At 37.7% G+C, this 22935-nt stretch carries 21 protein-coding genes and 1 riboswitch; of the genes, 5 read left to right on the top strand and 16 right to left on the bottom strand.

What is annotated here, in order from left to right:
• Positions 1 to 34: 34 nt before the first annotated feature.
• The 8 genes from ACEVFT_RS03505 to ACEVFT_RS03470 all read right to left on the bottom strand — a co-directional run bounded on the left by ACEVFT_RS03505 (position 35) and on the right by ACEVFT_RS03470 (position 6903).
• Positions 35 to 715: an ABC transporter ATP-binding protein gene (locus ACEVFT_RS03505; protein WP_083225410.1), complete on the bottom strand. Its 681-nt coding sequence runs from the start codon at positions 713 to 715 to the stop codon at positions 35 to 37.
• A complete protein-coding gene (locus ACEVFT_RS03500; protein ID WP_066038122.1) occupies positions 712 to 1512 on the bottom strand; it encodes an ABC transporter permease in 801 nt (266 codons plus the stop codon). The genes ACEVFT_RS03505 and ACEVFT_RS03500 overlap by 4 nt, the downstream gene beginning before the upstream one ends.
• Positions 1512 to 1964 carry a nitrous oxide reductase accessory protein NosL gene (locus tag ACEVFT_RS03495; RefSeq protein WP_233436264.1) on the bottom strand — a complete coding sequence of 151 codons (453 nt, stop codon included), beginning with the start codon at positions 1962 to 1964 and terminating at the stop codon, positions 1512 to 1514. The genes ACEVFT_RS03500 and ACEVFT_RS03495 overlap by 1 nt, the downstream gene beginning before the upstream one ends.
• Positions 1961 to 3232, bottom strand: coding sequence for a NosD domain-containing protein (locus ACEVFT_RS03490; protein WP_393948142.1), 1272 nt, complete (start codon positions 3230 to 3232; stop codon positions 1961 to 1963). The genes ACEVFT_RS03495 and ACEVFT_RS03490 overlap by 4 nt, the downstream gene beginning before the upstream one ends.
• 58 nt (positions 3233 to 3290) lie before the next feature.
• On the bottom strand, positions 3291 to 3914 hold the full coding sequence (locus tag ACEVFT_RS03485; RefSeq protein ID WP_054548895.1) for a nitrous oxide reductase accessory protein NosL: 624 nt from the start codon (positions 3912 to 3914) through the stop codon (positions 3291 to 3293).
• 205 nt (positions 3915 to 4119) lie between these two features.
• Positions 4120 to 4440, bottom strand: a complete 321-nt coding sequence (locus ACEVFT_RS03480; protein WP_048395004.1) for a hypothetical protein — start codon at positions 4438 to 4440, stop codon at positions 4120 to 4122.
• A 159-nt stretch (positions 4441 to 4599) separates the two neighbouring features.
• The gene (gene nadE / locus ACEVFT_RS03475; RefSeq protein ID WP_048395002.1) at positions 4600 to 5424 is read right to left on the bottom strand and encodes an ammonia-dependent NAD(+) synthetase; all 825 of its coding nucleotides are present in this window, start codon (positions 5422 to 5424) and stop codon (positions 4600 to 4602) included.
• An 18-nt stretch (positions 5425 to 5442) separates the two neighbouring features.
• On the bottom strand, positions 5443 to 6903 hold the full coding sequence (locus tag ACEVFT_RS03470) for a nicotinate phosphoribosyltransferase (protein WP_082148178.1): 1461 nt from the start codon (positions 6901 to 6903) through the stop codon (positions 5443 to 5445).
• 312 nt (positions 6904 to 7215) lie between these two features.
• Between ACEVFT_RS03470 and ACEVFT_RS03465 the strand changes: the two genes are divergently transcribed.
• Positions 7216 to 7557, top strand: a complete 342-nt coding sequence (locus ACEVFT_RS03465; protein WP_016995352.1) for a P-II family nitrogen regulator — start codon at positions 7216 to 7218, stop codon at positions 7555 to 7557.
• A gap of 14 nt (positions 7558 to 7571) precedes the next feature.
• A complete protein-coding gene (locus ACEVFT_RS03460) occupies positions 7572 to 8870 on the top strand; it encodes an ammonium transporter (RefSeq protein ID WP_279496301.1) in 1299 nt (432 codons plus the stop codon).
• A gap of 179 nt (positions 8871 to 9049) precedes the next feature.
• Here ACEVFT_RS03460 and ACEVFT_RS03455 read toward each other — a convergent pair whose 3' ends face one another.
• The gene (locus tag ACEVFT_RS03455; RefSeq protein ID WP_279496303.1) at positions 9050 to 9550 is read right to left on the bottom strand and encodes a methylated-DNA--[protein]-cysteine S-methyltransferase; all 501 of its coding nucleotides are present in this window, start codon (positions 9548 to 9550) and stop codon (positions 9050 to 9052) included.
• Between the two features lie 94 nt (positions 9551 to 9644).
• Between ACEVFT_RS03455 and ACEVFT_RS03450 the strand changes: the two genes are divergently transcribed.
• From ACEVFT_RS03450 to ACEVFT_RS03440, 3 genes are all read left to right on the top strand, one after another.
• Complete coding sequence (locus ACEVFT_RS03450; RefSeq protein WP_016995349.1) at positions 9645 to 10376, top strand: ABC transporter ATP-binding protein; 732 nt, start codon at positions 9645 to 9647, stop codon at positions 10374 to 10376.
• A complete protein-coding gene (locus tag ACEVFT_RS03445; RefSeq protein WP_279496304.1) occupies positions 10373 to 11125 on the top strand; it encodes an ABC transporter permease in 753 nt (250 codons plus the stop codon). Before ACEVFT_RS03450 ends, ACEVFT_RS03445 begins: the two co-directional genes overlap by 4 nt.
• Positions 11126 to 11199: 74 nt before the next feature.
• Positions 11200 to 12174, top strand: coding sequence for a proline dehydrogenase family protein (locus tag ACEVFT_RS03440; protein WP_279496305.1), 975 nt, complete (start codon positions 11200 to 11202; stop codon positions 12172 to 12174).
• 44 nt (positions 12175 to 12218) lie between these two features.
• Here ACEVFT_RS03440 and ACEVFT_RS03435 read toward each other — a convergent pair whose 3' ends face one another.
• The 7 genes from ACEVFT_RS03435 to ACEVFT_RS03405 form a co-directional block, all read right to left on the bottom strand.
• Positions 12219 to 12830: a response regulator transcription factor gene (locus tag ACEVFT_RS03435; protein WP_048394990.1), complete on the bottom strand. Its 612-nt coding sequence runs from the start codon at positions 12828 to 12830 to the stop codon at positions 12219 to 12221.
• Positions 12831 to 12846: 16 nt separating this feature from the next.
• Entirely contained in the window at positions 12847 to 13995 is a 1149-nt protein-coding gene (locus ACEVFT_RS03430) for a sensor histidine kinase (protein ID WP_419776226.1), read from the bottom strand.
• A 130-nt stretch (positions 13996 to 14125) separates the two neighbouring features.
• Positions 14126 to 15157: a Delta(5) desaturase DesA gene (gene desA / locus ACEVFT_RS03425; protein WP_205445786.1), complete on the bottom strand. Its 1032-nt coding sequence runs from the start codon at positions 15155 to 15157 to the stop codon at positions 14126 to 14128.
• Between the two features lie 109 nt (positions 15158 to 15266).
• Complete coding sequence (locus tag ACEVFT_RS03420; RefSeq protein ID WP_393948139.1) at positions 15267 to 15767, bottom strand: GNAT family N-acetyltransferase; 501 nt, start codon at positions 15765 to 15767, stop codon at positions 15267 to 15269.
• A gap of 95 nt (positions 15768 to 15862) precedes the next feature.
• The gene (metH, locus tag ACEVFT_RS03415; RefSeq protein WP_393948137.1) at positions 15863 to 19294 is read right to left on the bottom strand and encodes a methionine synthase; all 3432 of its coding nucleotides are present in this window, start codon (positions 19292 to 19294) and stop codon (positions 15863 to 15865) included.
• The gene (locus ACEVFT_RS03410; protein ID WP_205445791.1) at positions 19287 to 21134 is read right to left on the bottom strand and encodes a bifunctional homocysteine S-methyltransferase/methylenetetrahydrofolate reductase; all 1848 of its coding nucleotides are present in this window, start codon (positions 21132 to 21134) and stop codon (positions 19287 to 19289) included. Before ACEVFT_RS03410 ends, metH begins: the two co-directional genes overlap by 8 nt.
• 89 nt (positions 21135 to 21223) lie before the next feature.
• Positions 21224 to 21324, bottom strand: a riboswitch (SAM riboswitch).
• A gap of 99 nt (positions 21325 to 21423) precedes the next feature.
• Complete coding sequence (locus tag ACEVFT_RS03405) at positions 21424 to 22818, bottom strand: protoporphyrinogen oxidase (RefSeq protein WP_393948135.1); 1395 nt, start codon at positions 22816 to 22818, stop codon at positions 21424 to 21426.
• Positions 22819 to 22935 lie beyond the last annotated feature (117 nt).

Genomic DNA, 22935 nt, shown 5'->3' with positions numbered 1-22935 from the left:
TCCTTATTATATAACGTCATTAACCATTAGAATGTTACAAATTCAATCTTTTTAACCATATTTCTTCTAAAGATGTAGAATTTTCTTGCAAGAAAATTTCAGATATCGCCCCAGAAATGATAATTTCACCTTCATGTAAAACTAATACATCATCTGCTATTTCTTCAGCAAAAGATAGCAAATGAGTAGAGAAGATAACGGTATTGCCTTTTTTCTTCTCCTCCAACATCATGTTTTTCAACTGTGCTATCCAAAAGGGATCTAGACCATTCGTTGGCTCATCTAAAATTAACAATGACCCGTTACCAAGTAAGCTCTGGGCTAGGTTTAGCCGTTGGAGCATCCCTTTGGAAAAGTGTTTAGCTCTTTGCTTCCGAACATCCCACAAGGAAACACGCTTCAGTACATTCTCTTGCTCATATTTATCTACTTGTTTTAAAGATGCCAACAGCTCTAATATTTCAGCTGCAGTTAGCATAATTGGAAAGTTTACATCATCAGGCATAAAACGGATTGTTTGTGGTTGATGCCATATTATTTCACCAGATTGCTGTTTCTCTTGACCCGTTAACAAACGAATCAAAGTACTCTTTCCAGCCCCGTTTCCTCCAACCAATGCAAGAATTCGACCAGCTTGCAGCTGAAAGGAGGCTTCTTTTAATCCTCTATCATTTTCATAAACCTTAGCTACATTTTTTCCCTCTAACAGAATCATCGCCGCTCCCCCTCCTTTAACAGCTTCGTAGCAAGCATTAACGGTAGTACAATCCAGAGTATTGTTATTATTCCATACACCACCTGACCAAGCGGTGATAAGTAAAACCTCGTTACATCATAAAAGGCTGGACCAAGCACACTAGCTTGATTACTAAATATAAAATAGCCGAAGCGCAGCCATTCTACTGGATTAATATGTATCGTTATGATGATGAGCTTTTGTAAAAGATGCCCTGAAACAACTGCACCTATCGCCATTAAAGCATAAGAAATGAGCAATAAAAGAAAGGACCATACTACAAGTGATAATGCAAGTGCAAATAATCTTGTTTTTGCAAATACCCCTAGCAAGATTCCTAAAGACACAAAGATAATAATACATAATAGCGTAAGAATAACTAAAACAATTGGTAACCGTACCCCACCTAGTAACCCACCTACGGTTAATACAAAACCAAATGCCACTACTATTACTAATAAAAACGCAAGTACCGTAGCTACATATTTGCCTGTAATATATTGCTTCCGCTTCATAGGGTATGTTTTTAATAACGATAACCAACCTGATTCTATATCACCAGCTATACTCATACTACCAATGGTGAGGATAAATAGCGGCAGCAGAAATAATAACACACTTAAAAATGATGCAGTTTGACGTGTAAAGCCTTCAATATCTGGTAAAGCCATTTGTTGAATGACGACTATGGCAACGAAAACAAACGTAAACAGAAAGGCTACTAGTTGCATCCATCGACTTCTTAAAATCTGCTTCAGCTCTATTTTTACAAACATCACTCATGAATCCCCCAATTCAATGTCAGCAAATCACGATAGGCAAATAGTTGACCTTCTTCTTCATCATTCATCCATTCTTTGGCTTCGTCTTTTGTAGCAAATGCAATAACACCATAGTTCATCGGCGTCCAATAATTTTTGTTGTACACATAAATCGCTTTATAAACGTCAATCCATTCATTCGTTGCTTTATTTTTAATATAGGCTGCTCCCACTTCACCATCGCCATTTAGCTCAATGTAATCCATTAAGCATCCAATATCATCAAAAGTCTCATAGTCTCCATTTTTCAAAACAATTTGCCCTGCGTATTCATTATGAACAATACTCATATTACAAACTTTACAAACATCTGTTTCACTATTGATTTCACGTGGATGGTATGCTTTTTCACCACAGCCTCCTAAAATAACGCCACATATAATTACTATCATTATCCATCTAGTCACACTCGTATCCCCCTTTTCCAAAGCCATAAACTTCCCATAAACACGATAAAACCAATCACTAATTGTAAGATATTTAATGAAAACTCTATCTCTTTCATATTGCTCAGTAATTTTGGTTCATTATCTACCAGTAGATTTCGTTCTGTTTTATTAATCTGTTGATCTAGTGACGTCAGGATAACAACGCTTGGTGATGCCACAAAAAATTGATAAACCGGCTGTCTCACCATCCATTGTCCAAAACTTGACACAGCCACATATGGAACATCTCCAAAACCATCACCTGTAACATCTAGCCCTGTATAATCATCATAAAAATTATGAATTAAACGTAACCCCCGATTGTCTGACCTTGCTGTTAATATATTGCCTGTAAACTGATTATCCATAATGATCGAACGCTCATCGACTTTTGTACCTTCTAATGCAGTTTGATTCATCTGAAAGCGATTTTCTTGTATTTGAATCACTGAACTCTTCTGCAACGCTACCCCTACACGATTATGTAGAAAGCTATTTTCTCTTACCATTGCCTCCTGTGTGTCATACATCATAAGTCCATAACTATTGAAGCCATTATGAGCACTAATTGTATTACTACTTATTTCTAAATTAGTAGTCATCATCACCATAAGACCTGTAACATTCTGTAAATATGTATTGAACAACACCTTCACATTACTTGAATACATAAAATGTGTTCCATAACGGCTATTTGTTACCTTGTTTCGCTGTACATCTATTCGCGTCCCTTCTTCAACATATATACCATCCTGGACTTGTTCGATCGTATTTTGATCGATCACGACATCTTCACTTTTAAAAATCGCAATTCCATTTCCTTTTTCAGCAAAGTGAGATTCATTTCCAATGATCCTATTTTCTAAAATTCGAATATGCCTTGATTGTTGAAGATATATACCAACTCGGATATCTTTTAGTTCAATAGCTCTTAGCTCTAAATTATCCGCCTCATTAGCAACAATTCCTTTATTTTTTGCTGTTATTCTTATATTTTCTATGGAAACATTCGTTGCATGTTCAATTTTTAATGCAGGTTCATCATTTTGGGCATAAAGCTCAGTCCCTTTTTGTCCGTACAGTTTGATCGGTTTCTTCACAACGAAATTCCCTTGGTAACGACCAGCAGGAATATGAATACTATCTCCAGCTTTTGCTTGATCGATAGCATATTGAATATCAAATTCTGCATACGCCGTTTGACTGGTAAATAGAAAAAACAAAAAGAGTAAGCCTATTTGTTTCATCACTTTCCACCTCCTCATTCAGCAAGAAAAGACTAGAGGATTTCCCCTAGTCTATGATTTAATGACCGTGCCCTTCTTGATTCATCTCATTCGAATGCATAGAACCGGATGCATCTTTTTCATCCTCAGCCTTTTTTTGCATCATTTTCTTACGTCTCTCCAATGCATCATCTTTAATTTTTTGTAGTTCCTCCACATAAGCTTTCGAATTTTCTTGCATATATTTATCTGCTTCAGCCTTGTCCACGAAATAAATATAGCCCCAGTTCATCGGAGATTTCAGCTCTGTTTTTATAATTGTTACATCTTCAATCTTTGCCCAATCTTTCGACACAAAATCACGTACAAATTTTTCGTTTTTTTCTTCATTAGCAACCTCTGCATTTAATAAACAGCCAATATCGTCATAAAAAGCGATTGTTCCATCTTCTTTTATTGCCTGTGCTGAAAATACACCCATATCATGGTCTTTCATATAAACTTTCATATTACACATTTCACAAGTTGTCTCTTCTTCTGGCTCTTGTAACCGTGTATCTACTAATGAAGCAACTTGCACGGTTTCTGATTCATTTTTCGTAACTTCTTGCTCAATTTCCGTTTCTTCTACCTGTTTTTTTTCGCTACCACAAGCTGCAAGTACAAATAATAATATTAGTGCAGGTAACCATAATTTTTTCACAACTTTATCCTCCAAGTTTAGTTTTTTGTTGCCATATCCTACATTACAGATTAGTTGTGAAATTAGTTAAAAATCGCTGTGAAGAAATGGAAAAATTACCTTGAACATTCCATGAACATCTTCACTTCAAATATTTTGAATTTAGTACTTTCATTTACTTCCCCTCAAAAATAAAAACTCTCCACACTGATGTGGAGAGTTTGGCTTATATGGAAGAACGGTAACTATTGAGACGCTTCTTTTGTTTGTTTAAACGACTGAGCTTTAATGCCGTCTCATTTAATTCACGGCGAATTTCCAAATCACTAGCGCTATCTATATGGATAGGTGTAATCGGTTGCTGCTGTTGTGAATTAACAGAAATAGTTGTTGAATTGTACGTCTTCTCTTTATTTTTTTGTAATCTATTCCGAAATTGCTTTTGTGGATTTTGCCCAAAGTTATGGCTGAGATCACCAGCATGTAAATACTGTTGTTCCTGCCGAAAAACACTACTTGTCGTTGCACTCACTCTAGAAGTCCTCATAAAAAGTTACCCTCCCCTACATTTTATTATCCTTATAGGTAATTATATCGACATTATATGCCGACAATTAACAACATAGAACCATAATACATAAAAAAAGAGCGAAAAGAGCTATTTTTAAAAGTGAAACCACTTTCTTTATAACCCTTTTCGCTCATCTTACTTCCAAAAATCATCAAATATTGTAATTGGCATATGACGTTTATGTTGGGAACGCAAATAATACCCTTCTAATCTTTGGCGAGGTTCTTCTGGAATTTCTTTCCCCTCTAAATAATCATCTATTTGATCATACGACACACCTAGCGCCACTTCGTCTGGCAATGAGGGACGATCTTCTTCTAAGTCTGCTGTAGGCACCTTTTTATAAAGATGCTCAGGGCATTGAAGTTCTGCTAACAATTGCTTTCCTTGTCGTTTATTTAAACGAAAGATTGGCATTAAGTCTGCTCCACCATCCCCGAACTTTGTATAGAAGCCTGTAATAGCTTCCGCAGCATGATCTGTTCCTAATACAACCGCTCCATTCATTGCAGCAATTGAATATTGGACCTTCATACGCTCACGAGCCTTTTCATTCCCTTTCACAAAGTCATTCAGCTCAACCCCCGCATTTGTTAGAGCTCTCACACTAGCATCCACTGCGTCTTTTATATTTACTGTATAAACCTTCGTTGGCTTTATATAATCAATGGCATCTTGGCAATCCTGTTCATCAGCTTGTACGCCATATGGTAATCGTACAGCGAAAAACGAATACTTCATTTCTCCCTCTTCTGCATTTAATTCATCAATAGCCAACTGCGCTAGTTTTCCTGTTAATGTTGAATCTTGACCACCAGAAATACCAAGAACAAAACCTTTTACAAAACTATAGCGTTTTGCATATTCCTTTAAAAAATCAATTGATTTACGTATTTCCCTCTGTACATCAATGTTAGGCAGTACGCGTAATTCCTCAATAATTTGTTGCTGTAAAGTCATTGCACCCGTCACTCCTTTTTACATTCGTTTAACCATCGCATGCACTTCTTCAATATTACGCATCTTATTATCCCAGCATTTTTGACTGAGATCGACCGGATATTCTTCAGGATTCATCGCACGCTTATATTCATCCCACAACAGCTCTAAATTCTCCGCCGCGTAATCACGCATTTCCTCTAATGTAGGGTTTTGATAATTGATCGCTCCATTTTTAATAACATGCTGATGTAAATTTTTTGCTTCAAAATTTGTGACAAACTTTGAGACAAACGTATGAATCGGATGGAACATTTTGATACGTTCCTCAGCTTGAGGATTTTCATCGTGCATTGTGATGTAGTCTCCTTCTGCCTTTCCATTCTTTTTATCGATAATACGATAGACATTTTTCAAGCCTGGCGTTGATACCTTTTCCGCATTAGCTGAGATTTTTATTGTATCTTCAAGTTGCCCTTCGCTATTCTCGATAGCCACCATTTTATATACTGCACCTAACGCAGGCTGGTCGTAAGCTGTAATAAGCTTTGTACCAATTCCCCAAACATCCACTTTTGCTCCTTGAGCTTTTAAATTTAAGATGGTGTATTCATCTAAATCGTTTGAGACAATGATTTTGGCATCATGGAAGCCTGCAGCATCCAACATACGACGAGCTTCTTTTGATAAGAAAGCAATATCGCCGCTATCTAAGCGTATGCCAATAAAGTTAATTTTGTCTCCTAGCTCTTTAGCTACTTTAATTGCAGTTGGCACCCCTGATTTCAATGTATTATAAGTATCTACCAAAAACACACAATCGCGATGACGTTTTGCATAAGCATGGAATGCATCGTAATCATTTTTATAAGCTTGTACTAATGCATGGGCATGTGTACCAGAGACAGGAATTTTAAAAAGTTTACCTGCTCGAACATTACTTGTGGAAGCAAAACCACCGATAAACGCGGCACGTGTTCCCCAAATAGCAGCATCCATCTCTTGTGCACGCCTTGTACCAAATTCCATCGCCACTTCATTTTTAATAATTTGCTTGATACGGCTAGCCTTTGTAGCAATTAATGTTTGATAGTTAACAATATTAAGTAAGGCTGTTTCAATTAGCTGCGCCTCTACTAATGGAGCTTCAATTCGGACGATTGGTTCATTAGCGAAAACCAGTTCCCCTTCTACCATGGAATACATTTCTCCAGTAAATCGGATGTTCTTTAAATACTGGATAAAGTCATCTTTATAACCTACTTCATCACGTAAATACGCAATATCCGATTCACTAAAATGAAAATCACGTAGATAATCAAGCATTCGCTCTAACCCAGCAAATATGGCATAGCCATTACCAAAAGGTAATTTTCTAAAATACAATTCAAAAACCGCTTTTTTATTATGTATGCCATCCGCCCAGTAGGATTCTGCCATATTGATTTGATATAAGTCTGTGTGTAGCGCTAAGCTATCATCTGCATAGTTCGATCTCAAAAGAAACCCCTTCTTCCGCTTTGATAATTAGTCCTAGTATACACTATATACCCAAATTCTTGCGTATTACATTCCCTCTTGTAGATGTTAGGTTTTCTAACATAAATAGTCAGAAAATTTAGAACCGTACACATTTTAGACACAAATTTTAGTACCGCTTTCATTCCCTTTATAAAAACCTTTTTTCTAAAATACTTCGAGACTAGAAATATTCTATGTAAACTAACCTTACATAGAATTCAAAAAAACAATTGCACTGTTTTTAATACCGTTTTAACATGTAAATTAAATTTACGCAAGGAGCTGGTACTCATGAAAAAAATTGAAGCAATCATTCGTCCTGAAGTTTTTGGAGCTGTTCGGGATGGTCTTGCACAGGAAGGAATTGCAGGGTTAAGCGTTTCTGAAATCGCTGGTTGTGGTCGTCAGCTAGGTCGAACAGGACTCTTCCGCGGCAATACGTATGAAATTGAATTTTTACCTAAATTAAAATTAGAAATGATTGTAGACGATGGCAAAGTTGATGCCATTGTAGAGATTTTATTGCGTGAAGCAGCAACCGGTAAAGTTGGGGACGGGAAGATTTTCATTTATCCAGTAGAACAAGCAATTCGTATCCGAACAAAAGAAGTCGGATCGATTGCAGTAGAATAAAGGGGGCGATATAGATGGATGAGGTACTATTATCTGTTAATTTAATTTGGGTGATGCTTGGCACTATTTTAGTATTCTTTATGCATGCAGGTTTTGCTATGGTTGAGGCTGGATTTACCCGCTCAAAAAATGCAGTCAATATCATCATGAAGAATTTTCTTACCATTTCTCTTGGTGGGATCGTCTATTTTTTATGTGGCTATGCCATTATGTTCGGAGACTCAGTAGGTGGCATTTTCGGCACAAGTGGCTTTGCTTTAAAAGGAGTAGATGATCTTTCTTTCTTTATCTTCCAAACGATGTTTGCTGCAACTGGTGCAACTATTTTATCGGGGGCTGTTGCAGAACGTACTAATATTTTCGCTTATGTTGGAGTTATTATACTTATGTCTTTAGTTGTTTATCCTGTAGTAGGCCACTGGGTTTGGAGTGGTCAAGGTTGGTTAACAGATTTAGGTTTTGTTGATTTTGCTGGCTCGACAGTTGTCCACTTAACAGGGGCTGTTGCAGCATTTGTCGCAGCAGTTATGGTTGGACCTCGACTAGGCAAATATGAAAATGGTCGAGTAAATGTTATTACAGGACACAGCATTCCATTAGGTGCATTAGGCGTATTTTTACTTTGGTTTGGTTGGTTCGGCTTCAATGGCGCTTCTACATTAGCTGCTGATCCAGAGCTAGTTCCTAGTGTTATTGCTAATACGTTTTTTGCAGCTGCAGCTGGTGTCGTTGCCACTGCTTTCTATACAAAATTTCGATACGGACATATCGATGGCTCTCTTACATTAAATGGTGCATTAGCTGGGCTTGTAGGGATTACTGCTGGTGCAGCGAATGTCAGCATTTTTGGCTCACTTATCATTGGTTTAATTGCTGCCCCTTTACTTGTGGAAGGTGTACGCTTCCTAGAGTGGAAGCTAAAAGTTGATGATCCTGTTGGAGCAATTGCTGTTCATGGTATTTGTGGTATTTGGGGAACACTGGCAGTTGGCCTATTTGATATTGGTGGGCAAGGCTTATTTTATGGTGGGGGTTTTGGTCTATTAAGTATTCAAGCAATCGGCGTTATTGCAACTATTGCTTGGGTTAGTGTATCTGTAGCTGCAGGTTTATTGATCATCAAAGCATTTGTCCCATTACGAGTAACAGCTGAAGAAGAAATTGCTGGATTAGATGTAATGGAACACGGAACGCCTGCCTACGAATACCAAGATATTTTCAAAAGCTCCGCTGTACGAGGCGAAACCTTCGCTCATCGTTTAACACATTTCGGTAAAACGCAGAACAATGTTCAAGAAGAACAACATGTATAGCTAGTTCATCTGCTCCTTTATCTCTGGATAATGGGGCAGATTTCTTTTGGTGCACTCCTACATGTGAAACTGTTCGTTTACAGAGAAAGAAGGTTACTTTGTTTGAAGTGATCCAATCCATAGAAAAAGCGCTCTTTCCATTATTTCGCAAGAGACTAACATTTACCGCTTCACTCGTTCTATTCCTTCTCTAACTCAAGTAAAAATTGTTTCATAGCTAAGCCGCTTCTGAAGCCTGTTAATTGACCATTTTTGCCAATAACCCGATGACATGGAATAATTGCCAGGATTGGGTTTGCTCCAATAGCAGTCCCCACCGCTCGAACCGCTTTGGGATTACCAATGCGTTGAGCAATATTTCCATAAGTTGTTGTTGTACCATAGGGTAATTCTTTTAATGCATCCCACACTGCTAATTGAAATGCTGTCCCTTTCACATGGATTGGAAGATTAAATTCAATAAGTTCCTTCTTAAAATAGGCTGTTAACTGCTCTTTATATGGGAGCAACTTTTCTGAATTCTCTTCAAAACAATATCCTTTAAATGGTTTTATAGCCCACTCCTTTACTTCATCGAATGGTGCATTTGGTGTACCTATATAAACAAGTCCTTTGTCTGAAGCCACAACATACATATCGCCTTGTTCATATGTTAATGTATCGAAATACAATATTTCCATTCCCAAATCCCCTTCTTTCTTTTATTTCAACACCATCTTCCAGTCATTTCATGCTACAGTTATTTTACTGACTAAAGTAAAGGAGTTTCAATAGATGAATATGTTATATGAACCTGCCATTCACTTTCAACAAGTTCATTTTTCAGTAAATGACAAAATGATATTAAAGTCAATTACTGGGTCATTTCCGAAAGGGCAAATCACCACTCTCGTTGGCCCCTCTGGCGCTGGTAAAACAACATTACTTAAATTATGTAATGGCCTTCTCTCACCATCAAATGGGCATATACTCGTCGATAATCAACCTATTTCTACATATGATCCAACAGCTTTAAGAAGGCATGTTGGTATTGCTTTACAGGCAGCTCCTATGATAGCAGGTACAGTGTTAGAGAATCTTGCACTTCCCCGTACACTGCAAGGACAAAAACTTTTGCAGCAGGAGGCTATTCAATATTTAGAGGACGTTGGGTTAAACGAAAGCTTCCTGCATCAATCTACAAATGATCTATCAGGCGGACAACGTCAAAAGGTATCCATCGCTCGAACACTTATCAATAAATCCTCTATTTTATTATTAGACGAAATAACGTCTGCCTTGGATCGTCAATCCGTACAGGATATTGAAAAATTGATTGTCACCATTAACAAAAAATACAATGTTACCATGATTTGGATTACCCATAATTTGCAACAAGCGCTAACGATTGGTCACTATACATGGGTTATGATGAATGGGGAGCTCGTTGAAACTGGTAAAAGTTCATTACTCGATGCACCAACAAATCCACGTGTTGCCGAGTTTGTACAGGGGGTAAACAAATGACATATACAGCCTTATCCCTGACATTAATTTTTGTTTGTATCCCTTTACTATTATCCAAAATATTAAAATTAGACCTTGAAAAAGATACGCTTATTGCAACATTACGCTCCATCATTCAATTGCTTGCTGTCGGCTATATATTAAAATTTGTGTTTGATGCAAATAGTTATAGCTATATTTTACTGATGGTAGCACTAATGATTATCGTAGCCACGTTAAATGCACGAAAAAAAGGAGCAGGTATTAAAGGAATCACCTGGAAGATAGCACTGACTCTTGTCATGATAGAAATAATTACACAAGGTGTTTTGCTAGGCTTTCATATTGTTCCAGCAACCGCTCAGTATATCATTCCCATTAGCGGGATGCTAATTGGTAATTCCATGGTGCTATCCATTTTATTCTTAAATCGTTTTACAGCTGAAATTATTAACCATAAGTATCAAATGGAACTAATACTATCCCTGGGTGGCACACCAAAACAGGCTATTCATCGCCAATTAATTAATGCCATAAAAGCTAGTATGATTCCTACGATTGAGAGTCAAAAAACAATCGGGCTAGTACAGTTACCAGGTATGATGAGTGGTCAAATTATTGGGGGAGCCGACCCTATTCATGCAGTCCAATTTCAACTTTTAATTATCTTTGCTCTCTTAACTACTGCAACATTATCCAGCGTTATGATTGGCTTTTTAAGTTATCCTGCACTATTTAATGAACGTATGCAATTACTCGAAATGAAATAATTGTTAGGCTGAATATAATATAGTTTAAAAAATTTATGTTATACTAAAAAGAAAATGCAGTTAGGAGAATGACCATGTTATTACGCGATTTTTTCATCCACTTATCTGAGAACCAACTATTAAATAGTGCTGCAAAGAAATATGGCCTAAAATTAGGAGCACAAAGTGTAGTAGCTGGTACAAATATCGAAGAAACAATTGCAAGCATCAAAGAACTAAATGCACATAATATTTCTTGTACAGTAGATAACCTAGGTGAATTTGTTTCAAGTAAAGAAGAAGCGACTGCTGCTAAAGAAAAAATCCTTACTGTGATCGAAGCTATTCACGAAAATGGTGTAGCGGCACATATTTCATTAAAGCCATCTCAATTAGGCTTAGATATTGATGTTGATTTTTGTTATGACAATCTGTATGAGATTGTAGAAAAAGCCGCTTCATACGATATCTTTGTTAACTTTGATATGGAAGACTATGGACGTCTACAAACTTCCTTCGATATGGTGGAAGAATTATCGAAAACATTTAATAATGTTGGTACAGTCATCCAATCATACTTTTACCGTGCAAAAGATGATATTGAAAAATTTAAGAACTACCGTTTACGTATCGTAAAAGGTGCTTATAAAGAGCCAGTTGAAGTAGCCTATCAAGACAAATTAGATATTGATTTAAACTTTATTGAGTTGATTGAATATCACCTACTAAATGGTAAATTTACATCAATCGCAACTCACGATCACAATATTATTGCGCACGTAAAACGCTTTGTAGCTGATCATAATATTCCGCTTGATAAATTTGAATTCCAAATGCTATATGGTTTCCGTACAGATATGCAAAAAGAACTTGCAAAAGAGGGCTATAACTTCTGTGTGTACGTTCCATTCGGTGAAGATTGGTACGGCTATTTCATGCGCCGTTTAGCTGAGCGTCCTCAAAACCTTAATCTTGTCACAAAACAAGTATTTACGAAAAAAACGAATACTTTTCTTGCAGTAGCAGCAGGTGCATTCGTTCTTGGCCGTTTAACTAAACGTAATAAGTAAAAAAAAGAGAACCTTTTTGCTTATGATGCAAAAAGGTTCTCATTTTATTTATTCCATCCTTTTTCTTTAAAGCGTGCAATGGCCTCAATTCGATTGCCGACGTTTAGTTTTTCTAAAATCGTCGAAATATAGTTACGAACTGTGCCAGCAGACAAAAACAGCTCAGCAGCAATTTCCTTTGTCGTCTTGCCCTCTGCTACAAGTGTCAGAACTTGACTCTCTCGCTCCGTTAAAGGATTTTCACTATCATCTTCATAGACAAAATCAACGAGCTCTGGCGCATAAATGCGTTTACCGTCCATGATTGTACGGATTGCGCTCACTAACTCCTCTATAGGGCTATCCTTTAATAAATAGCCTCTGACACTCGCTTTTCTAGCACGTTCGAAATAACCAGGTCTAGCAAATGTAGTTAAAATAATGACTTTACAACCTGAGCCAGTGCTATGCATTTCTTCTGCTGCATCTAGTCCCGTTTTCACTGGCATTTCAATATCCATAATACAAATATCAGGCTGATGCTCTTCCACAAGCATCAATGCTTCCTCACCATTTTTTGCTAAGCCAACAACCTCCATATCCTCCTCCATACTAAGTAAAGAGCGAAGCGCGCCTAATAGCATCCCCTGATCTTCAGCAATCACAATTCGTATCATGTCACAATCCTCTTTTCTATATATTCTTCAGATTGTCTTTGACATTCTGATGCGTAATAGCTACTGGGATAGTTACCGTTAATGTGGTGCCCTCAACACTTTCAATTTTGAAGGACCCATTAATAAACTCTAAACGTTCCCGCATTCCTTTCAATCCATTACCAGTTCTCCAGGCTTGTTTTTTCGTAATGCCCTGTCCGTTATCTCGCACTACTAAGTAAACTTCTTTAAAATTTTGATGGAAGGCAATTTCACATTTTGTTGCTCCACTATGTTTGACAACATTATTAACCGCCTCTTTTAAGCACATAGATAAAACATTCTCTACAAGTGGTGGAACTTGCAGTGCGTTTTTATCCCCCTCAAAGACAAACTCCATTTCAGCTGCCTTTAGTATTTGTGAAATACGCATGATCTCATCTTCAAATTTTGCCGTGCGCATATCTGAAACTAATTCCCGAACCTCTTTTAAAGCAATACTAGCCGTCTGGCGTATATCCTTAATCTCAATCAAGGCCTGCTGGGGATTTCGTTCAATCAGCCTAGAAGCTAGATCACTCTTCAAACCAATCATGGACAATTTTTGTCCTAATGTATCATGCAAATCTCGAGCTATTCTTTGTCGTTCTTCAAAAACAATTAACTCAGCAATACGTTCATTGGCTGTTTCTAACTGTCCCTCTAAATTTTCACGTTTATTTTTGGAATAAAGCGTTAGCGGTAAAAGGACAACAGCTAAAATAGTTAATACAACGAAAGGCAACTGCGATAAAAATAGGTTGAGCTCTACAAAGAATCCAGCACCAGTTGAAATAACTGTAAAGCCAATATGTAGACCATACATAATATAAAAGCCGACGGGTCTTCGGATATTCCCAATAAAAAATGCTGTAAAAATGGACAAATAGACATAGCCATACAAGATGGTCATAATAATGTTTATGACCATTTCAAAGCTAATCCACATATAAACTAAACCGCTTTTCGAATTCATGGCAAATCGATAGAAGATAAAATAGAGCATTAAAAATGTAATGCCTATCGATATTTCGATATAAGATGATTTCCTAAAAATGAAGAAAAACGGTAGGAAACAAAAAATTATCCACAAATATACACTGAGCATCGGACTATTCGGAATAATACTATGCCATTTCCTCAACATAATCTCACGCTCTTTCCTACTTTTCCCTTATTATAACAAGAAAATTAAATTTATGCCTGTACATGCTTTGACCCATATTCTTCTCTTTACATAAAACAGCCATCTCTCTTGCAGAGATGGCTGTTATCAACTAAGCGGCAATACTGCCTCTTGCTTTGCGTTTTATAATTTCATTTACCTCTTTAAACGTAACAAATTTACCTTGTTCTTCATCATATAACTTGTAACGTAGTGATTCTAAACTTGTACGTAAAGTAATCGTTGTTGCCATGTGTAATGGCGGTGTTTCATTGTGTGCCTTTTCAAGATTATAGTTAGGTACACGAGGGGCTAAATGGTGAACATGATGGAAACCAATATTCCCTGTTACCCATTGTAAAATTTTTGGCAATTTATAATATGAGCTACCTTCTACTGCGGCTTTAACATAATCCCACTCAGAATCATGTTCAAAGTAAGAATCTTCATATGTGTGCTGAATGTAAAATAACCAAATTCCTAAAGAACCAGCAATAAATAAAGTAACGCCTTGCACTAATAAAAACGCTTGCCAGCCCATGAAGAAAATTAAAGCTGCACAAATTCCGACCATGACGATATTCGTTAAAATTGTGTTTAAACGCTCCTTCTTCTTAGCATCCTTACGATTAAAGCGATTTAAAACAAGTACCATATAAAGTGGGCCTAAACCAAACATCACAAATGGATTACGATAAAAGCGATACCATAGACGTTGACCTTTTGAGGCTTGCATATATTCTTCCACTGTCATCATATCAATATCACCAATACCACGCTTGTCTAAGTTTGAGCTTGTTGCATGGTGAATTGTATGCTCACGTTTCCATTTTTCATAGGGGAATGATGTTAGCACCCCAGTAAAAAATCCAACCCAGTCGTTTGCCTTTTTACTTTTGAAAAATGACCCGTGTGTACAATCGTGAAAAATAATAAAAGTTCGTACGACAAAACCTGCTGAAATGGCACTTAAGCCAACTGTTAGCCAAGGTGATACATCCACTAACAAGTAACCAGCCACCCATAATGCAATTAACGGAACAATTGTATTTATAATCTGAAAAACACTTTTACGCGTATCTGATTTAGCAAATGGCGCTACATCTTGGCGTAACTTTTTTGTTTTTTCTTTAATAGTTGCCATCTTTTACTCCCTCGTTTCTTTTTTTCTTATGACCTCATCATAAAACAAGAGTACAAGTCAGCAACAGACGCAAACATCACAAAAAGGATATGACATTTGTCATATCCTTTTATGATTTCGGTCCAGTCAAATGCAGTTGGTAGAACACAAGGTCTAGCCATTGCTCAAACTTATAGCCTGCATTTTTGATTGTTCCGGCATATTCAAAGCCTAATTTTTCATGTGCTTTAATACTACCAATGTTTTCTCCATCAATGCCAGCGACAAGCGTTTTCACACCATTTTCTTCAGCAATCGCTATCAGCTTGTGCATAAGCTTTGTAGCAATCCCCTTTTGATAATGCTCTTTATGCACATAGACGGAATGCTCCATTGTATATTGATAACCTGGATAAGGACGGAATTGACTATAGGTAGCAAAGCCAGCGACAAGCCCATTTTCCTCAAATACAAGCAAAGGATTATCTAATACTCGTTGCTCCTTAAACCATTGTACTTTTTCATCTAAAGTTTGTATTTCATATCGATAGACCGCCTTGCTTGTTAAAATAATATCATTATAGATGTCCAAAACCTCAGGTATATCTTTTTCTTCCATGAATCGAATCATCCTGCTCACTTCCCTTAACCAAATTGTCATCATCCGCAATGAAATAGAGATAGACAGTCATGGCATTGACTATCTATCTCCTCCTATTTTATGCCTTAAACATTGAAGTAGCGAGCATCAGGATGAGCAAAAACGATTGCAGATACAGATGCTTCTGGCTCCATCATAAAGCCTTCTGTAAGATGAACGCCAATATCCTCGGGTTTTAATAAGCCGAATAGTTTTTCTTGATCCTCCAAGTTAGGACATGCAGGATAACCGAATGAAAAACGTTGTCCCTGATATTTTGCTGCAAAACGATCTCTCATAGTGAAATCTGTTGCATCAGGGAAGCCCCATTGGTCACGAATTTCCTGATGCATACGTTCAGCAAAGCCCTCTGCTAATTCTAATGCAGTCGATTGTAAGGCATGGCTTTCAAGGAATTTCCCATCCTCTTTTAACTGGCGAGCTTTAGCCATAACTCCCTGACCTGCTGTTACTACCATGAGCGCAATATAGTCCATTTCACCGCTCTCTACTGTTTTTAAGAAATCTGCAAGACATAAAAATGGTTCAACCTGCTGACGAGGGAAGGTAAAACGTTCAATTTCTATCTTACTATCAGCCGGATCATACACAACGACATCATCACCATCTGCTTGAGCAGGGAAAAATTGATACAAACCTGATGGCTTTAATAGATCACTTTTTAAATAATCATCTACTAAATCCTTTAGCTCTGTTGCTCTTGAATCGCCCGCTTCAAGCAATTGCTGAACTTGCCCTTTCAAGCCTAAATGGTGTCCCAGTAATGTACGCATATTAACATAAGGATATAAATGCGATACGGAGTAGTCTTTTTTTACATGACGTCGTAAATCGGCTGGTAAAAATACTGGCGCTCCCTTTACTGTTCGTACAGGCTTTATTGTTACCTCTTTTGCAGGACGAGCAGCTCTTTTTTCATCAGCCTCTAAACGTTTTTGACGGGATTCTTCAATTTCTGCTAAGAAATTTGCACGTGTCCCCTCACCCATTAATAAATTAGCTTGCTCTAAGCCTTGCATGGCATCCTTTGCATAAATAACAGGACCGCCATATTCATCTGCAATTTTTGTTTCAGTAAAACGTCGAGAAAGTGCAGCTCCACCAACTAAAATAGGTACATCAATCCCCGCCTCTTTAAAATCCTGAGCAGTAATGACCATCTGTTGCGCTGATTTCACTAGTAAACCTGACAGCCCAATAAAGTCTGGTTTTTCCTTACGAATCGCTTCAATCAATTGGGCAGGCGTTACTTTAATGCCCAAATCGACAACCTTATAGCCATTATTACTTAATATAATATCAACAAGGTTTTTCCCAATATCGTGGACATCACCTTTTACGGTAGCAAGTACCATTTTCCCTTTACCAGCACTCTCTTCATCCTTCTCCATGAATTGCTCTAAATGAGCAACAGCGGCCTTCATTACACCTGCTGATTGTAAAACCTCTGCTACAATGAGCTGATTATCATTAAATAATCGACCTACCTCAGCCATGCCCTCCATTAAAGGGCCATTAATAATATCCAGCGGTGCCTCAAAGATTTCTCGTGCAGCATCTAAATCCTCTATTAGCCCTTCTTTGGTACCTTCTAATATATAGTAAGCTAAACGACCTTCAACCGTTTTCGGAATATCCGCTTCCGTTTTTTCCTTCTTTTTATCACGATAAAAATCCGTAAACACAGCTAATGTTTCATCATTTGTATTAAATAGCAAGTCATTTGCAAGTTTAATTTCCTCTTCAGGGATGGATGCATAACGCTCCAGTTTCTCTGTATTCACAATGGCATAATCTAAGCCTGCCTGTGTGCAATGATAGAGATAGACAGCATTCAGTACTTCACGGCCAACTGGTGGTAAACCAAATGAGATATTACTTACGCCAAGTACCGTCAATGTCTGCGGCAATTTTTCTTTGATGAGACGAATGCCTTCAATCGTTTCAAGGGCTGAACCAATATACTGTTCATCCCCAGTTCCTACAGGGAACATCAACGGGTCAAAAATGATATCCTCCGGTGCAAGTCCCCATTTCTCAGTTAATAGTTTATAGGAACGTTCAGCAATTTCCAGCTTGCGATGACGATCAACGGCCATTCCTATCTCATCAATGGTTCCAACTACTAATGAGGCTCCGTACTTCTTCACGAGTGGCATTACTGCATCAAATCGTTCTTCACCATCCTCAAGATTAATAGAGTTAATGATGGCTTTCCCTTGAGAAAACTTTAACGCTTCCTCAATAACCTTTTCATCAGTCGAGTCAATCACAAGAGGCACCTTAACCTTTTTTACAACCTCCTGCATAAATCCACGCATATCGGCTAATTCATCACGATCAGGGTTGGCTAAACAAATATCGATTACATGAGCACCATTTTTTACTTGTGCACGTGCAATCTCTGCTGCCTCCTCAAACTTTCCATCAATGATCAAATTCTTAAATTTACGAGAGCCGATAACATTTGTTCTCTCCCCGATAAATAACGGACGCATAGAATCGTCATACAATAAGGGTTCGATTCCCGATACCGCATGACCATGTGTTTTTTCAGGTAATTGACGAGGTTGTTCATCTTTTAAAACCTCGCGAATGGCTGCAATATGAGCTGGAGTCGTTCCACAACATCCACCTACAATATTAAGCCAACCCTTATCTGCAAAACCTTTTAATTTTTGCGATAGCGATTCTGGTGATTCATGATAACAACCTTCTTCATCTGGTAAGCCTGCATTCGGGTAACAGCTAATATAGCCTGTTGAAAGCTCTGCTAATGAACGAATATGATCTGTCATAAACTCTGGTCCTGTCGCACAGTTTAGGCCAACTGATAATGGTTTAATATGCTCGATTGAAATATAAAAGGCATCAATTGTTTGCCCTGCAAGTGTCGTACCCATTGGTTCTATTGTTCCAGAAATCATGACTGGTAGTTCTTTTCCAGTTTCCTCAAAAGCACGCTTTACGCCTAGGGTGCCTGCTTTGACATTGAGCATATCCTGACTTGTTTCTAATAACAGAACGTCGGCTCCTGCCTCAATTAATGCCTTTGCCTGTACAAAGAAATTTTCCTCTAGCTCATCAAATGTAATACCACCTGTAACTGATAACGTTTTTGTTGTTGGTCCCATAGCCCCTGCGACAAAACGTGGCCAATCCGATGTCGAATAACTATCCACTGCTTGGCGAGCAATTTCCACTGCACGCTTATTAATTTCTTCGGCTTTTGCGCCAAGATCATATTCATTTAACACAAGAGGCGTCCCACCAAATGTATTTGTACAAATAATATCTGCGCCTGCCTCTAAGTATTTGTGATGAATTTTCTCAATGACATCAGGTCTAGTAAGGACAAGATTTTCATTACAGCCATCAAGCTCCTCGCCACCAAAATCCTCTGCTGATAAATTTTCGTTTTGTAGCATTGTTCCCATTGCGCCATCAAGAATTAAAATACGTTTCTCTAGTTGCTCTTCAATCGAGTGCTTAGCCATGTATACTTACTCCTTTTTTCTGTTCATCCAATTGCTCTATATATTTCATCAACTCTAGGGTCACATCATAACGTAAAAACGGTGTAATAAGGTAAATACCATTGAAATATTGTGCAGCCACTTCTACTAATTCTTTGGCAATAGCAATTCCCTCCAATGTTGCCCGTTCCTTATCTTCCCCACATGCCTTCATTCTTGCTAAGGCATCTTCGGATAATTTGATACCTGGCACTTCATGATGTAAAAACTCAGCACTTTTATAACTCGTAACAGGCATAATGCCGATGTAAATTGGTGCTTGTAAATGCTTTGTTGCCTCATAAATTTCTACAATTTTTTCTTTCGTGTACACTGGTTGAGAAATGAAGTAGTCTGCTCCATGCTCAATTTTCTTCTCTAAGCGTGTCACAGCACGATCTAACACACGGACATTTGGATTAAATGCAGCAGCAACTGAAAAATTTGCTTTTTTACGAAGTGGCTTGCCTGAGAAAGAAACCCCTTCATTTAACTGCTTAATTAATTGGATTAACTCCATTGAAGATACATCATAAACACTTGTCGCACCTGGGAAATCTCCAACTTTTGTTGGATCACCTGTAACGGCCAACACATCATGAATACCTAAAGCATTTAATCCCATTAAATGCGATTGTAGACCAATTAAGTTACGGTCTCGACATGTAATATGTGTTAGTGGGCGTACACCATGTGTACTCTTTAACAATGCTCCCATTGCAATATTGCTAATACGTGGAGAGGCCAGTGAATTGTCTGCCATCATGACTACATCTGCACCTGCATCATACAGTTGCTTTGCTCCTTCAAGGAACCCATCAATCTCTAAATGTCTAGGTGTATCCAATTCTACTATGACAGAGCGTTCACGTTTTACTTTTTCATGAAGAGGCTCATACTTTGGTGGCTCCGCTTCACGAACAATCTCAATCTTTTCAGGTTTCGCATGCTTCTCCTGAACCGGTGATAACTCTTCTAAATACTTCTTTGCTGCTGCAATATGTTTCGGTGTCGTACCACAGCAGCCCCCTATTAAGCGTACGCCTTGATCACGTAATTCGACAGCCGCTCGACCAAAATAATCCGATTCTGATTCATAAACGACACGTCCATCTTCTAAGTCAAGAAGTGAGGCATTCGGATAGGCAGACATAAATGCCTTGTTAGGAAGTTCTACACCTTCAAATGCTTGAATCGTATGATGTGGACCTAGTCGACAATTGACACCCACGATATCTGCACCGAGTGTTTCTAGCTCATGCAGGGCATTATTTAAAGACATTCCATTTTGTAAAACACCAGGCTCATGCATAGATACTTGTGCAATAATCGGTAAATTTGTTTTTGCACGTAGCATCTTTAAGGTTGCAGTTAATTCTTCAAAATCATAATAGGTTTCGAGTAAAAGGCCGTCTGGATTTCCTGCAAGTAAAACATTTGCTTGCTCTTCAACTGTCGCTAATATTTCATCTAATGTTGCATCACTTTTACGAATTCCTCGAATACCTCCAATTGTCCCTAAGACAAATTGACCGCCATCTGCCGCTGCTCGTTTTGCAATGGTAATAGCCGCTTCATTAAATTGTTGGACCCGTGATTCTAATCCATAGCGAGCTAATTTAATGGCATTTGCACCGTACGTATTCGTTTGAATGATGTCAGCACCAGCTGCAATATATTCTCTATGAATCTTTTCAATTAACTCAGGTCTCTGAACATTCATTTCCTCATGGCAATACTCCAATCCATAGCCATATAGCACTGTGCCTATTGCACCGTCTGCTGTCAATACATGCGTTTTTAACCTTTCAAGCAATCCCATAAAACTAGCCTCTCTTCCTATGTCTCTATATAATAAAAAGCCTTCTTTCATAAAAAAAGAAGGCTTTAACGATTCATCATTGTTGTTCCTTCTCATCTTCGACTCAATGGTCTTCTGGATTTAGCACCTGACAATAAAGTTGGTTGCTGAAGCTTCAATGGGCCAGTCCCTCTGCTTCTCTTGATAAGAATTAAGTATGAATTTTTTAAATAATTAAAAGAATCATATCGTTTACTGACGAATGAGTCAAGACTATTTCACATAACAAAGTTTTTTTCCACTTAAAACCTTAGAAATTGGCAAGTTCCTTCGCAAGCTCTTCACCAATTTTTTTACCGTTTTGAATGCAAGCGCCGATACCTACGCCAAAATATGAGCACCCAGCAATCGATAAATGTGGATACTTTTCATGTAATTCCTGTAGTAATCCTTGTAACGCTTCACGATGAGCTAGATCATATTTAGGCATTTGATCAATCCATTTTGTTACATTCACAACTGTTGGCTGTTCCTCAATTCCTAGGCTTTTTCTCACGTCTTCTAAAGCTACAGCTGCCAATTCTTCATCCGTCATGGCACGTAGTTGCTCATAGGCTGGATTGATGCTCTTATAAAAGAGTCGTACAAGTAATTTATGTTCTTTCGATGTATGCTTCCATTTACGACTCGTCCAGGTTGCTGCATTACAAGTAACATCCGAATTATGCGAAACAATATAGCCCGTTCCATCTGCTGGCAATCTAGAGTCTGGCACATCAAAGCCTAAATAGATGGTAATGGCTGACGCTGTCGTAAATTGGTCAAAATAGCGGTTTAAAGATTCATCCTGTAGTAGATTTTGAACAGCATCATTCGGTAATGCTAAAACGACATAATCTGACTCAATATTTTCACCATTAGCTAAGGAAATTGTGTAGTTTTTATCTTGTTTTTGAACATTTAGAGTAGTAACGCCCTTGATGATTTCTACATCTGATAATGTTTGTTCAAGTCGATCAATTAAAGAAGATAAACCATTTTTAAAGGATATAAATTTTTTGTTCGCTGCTTTAACAAATTGCTCACGATTCGCATCAAAACCTTTAATAATACTTCCATAATTATTCTTATAATCAATTAAATACGGTAAAGTAGAGCCAATGGAAAGCTGATGTAAATCGCCTGAATAAACACCTGCAAGTACTGGTGCAATTTGATTTTTCACCAGTTCCTCCCCTAAATAGTAAGTTAAAAATTCTCCTATTGAACTTTCCTTTGTGAAGCCGTTGTTTGGTAATGTTAAATCCTTTAACGCTGCTTTTTTTCCTTGCTCTGAAATAAGTGTACTTTCTTCTAAGGATGCCAAACTCATCGGTATACCAAATGTTGAATCTGTTGGTATAGCGTGTAACTCATTATTCGTATAAATATAAGAAATACCTGTTTCGTTGTAAACTAGCTCCGCTTCAAAATCAAGCTCCTGTACGAGTTCCATAACGCCTTGATGACGGGCTACAATAGAATCAGCACCTGTTTCCATGATGAAGCCTTGTTCATGTGCTGAATATAATTTGCCTCCTAAATATGTATTTTTTTCTACAAGCACTAGACGAACATCTAAATTATTCTCCTTCACTTGACGTTGTAAATAATGCATTGTACATAGTCCTGTAATTCCGCCGCCTAAAACAACAACTGTTTTCATAGTAACCGCCCCTATTTTTAGTTCTTTCTACAGTATAATCTTTTTTTCATTGAAAATTACGTTAAACCCTTTACAAATTTAGCAAAAATAGAGCTATTTCATCAGTGAAATAGCTCT

Source organism: Lysinibacillus sp. PWR01, from assembly GCF_043359455.1.
GTDB classification, from domain to species: domain Bacteria; phylum Bacillota; class Bacilli; order Bacillales_A; family Planococcaceae; genus Lysinibacillus; species Lysinibacillus fusiformis_F.
This window is presented reverse-complemented; position numbering and strand designations above follow the sequence as displayed.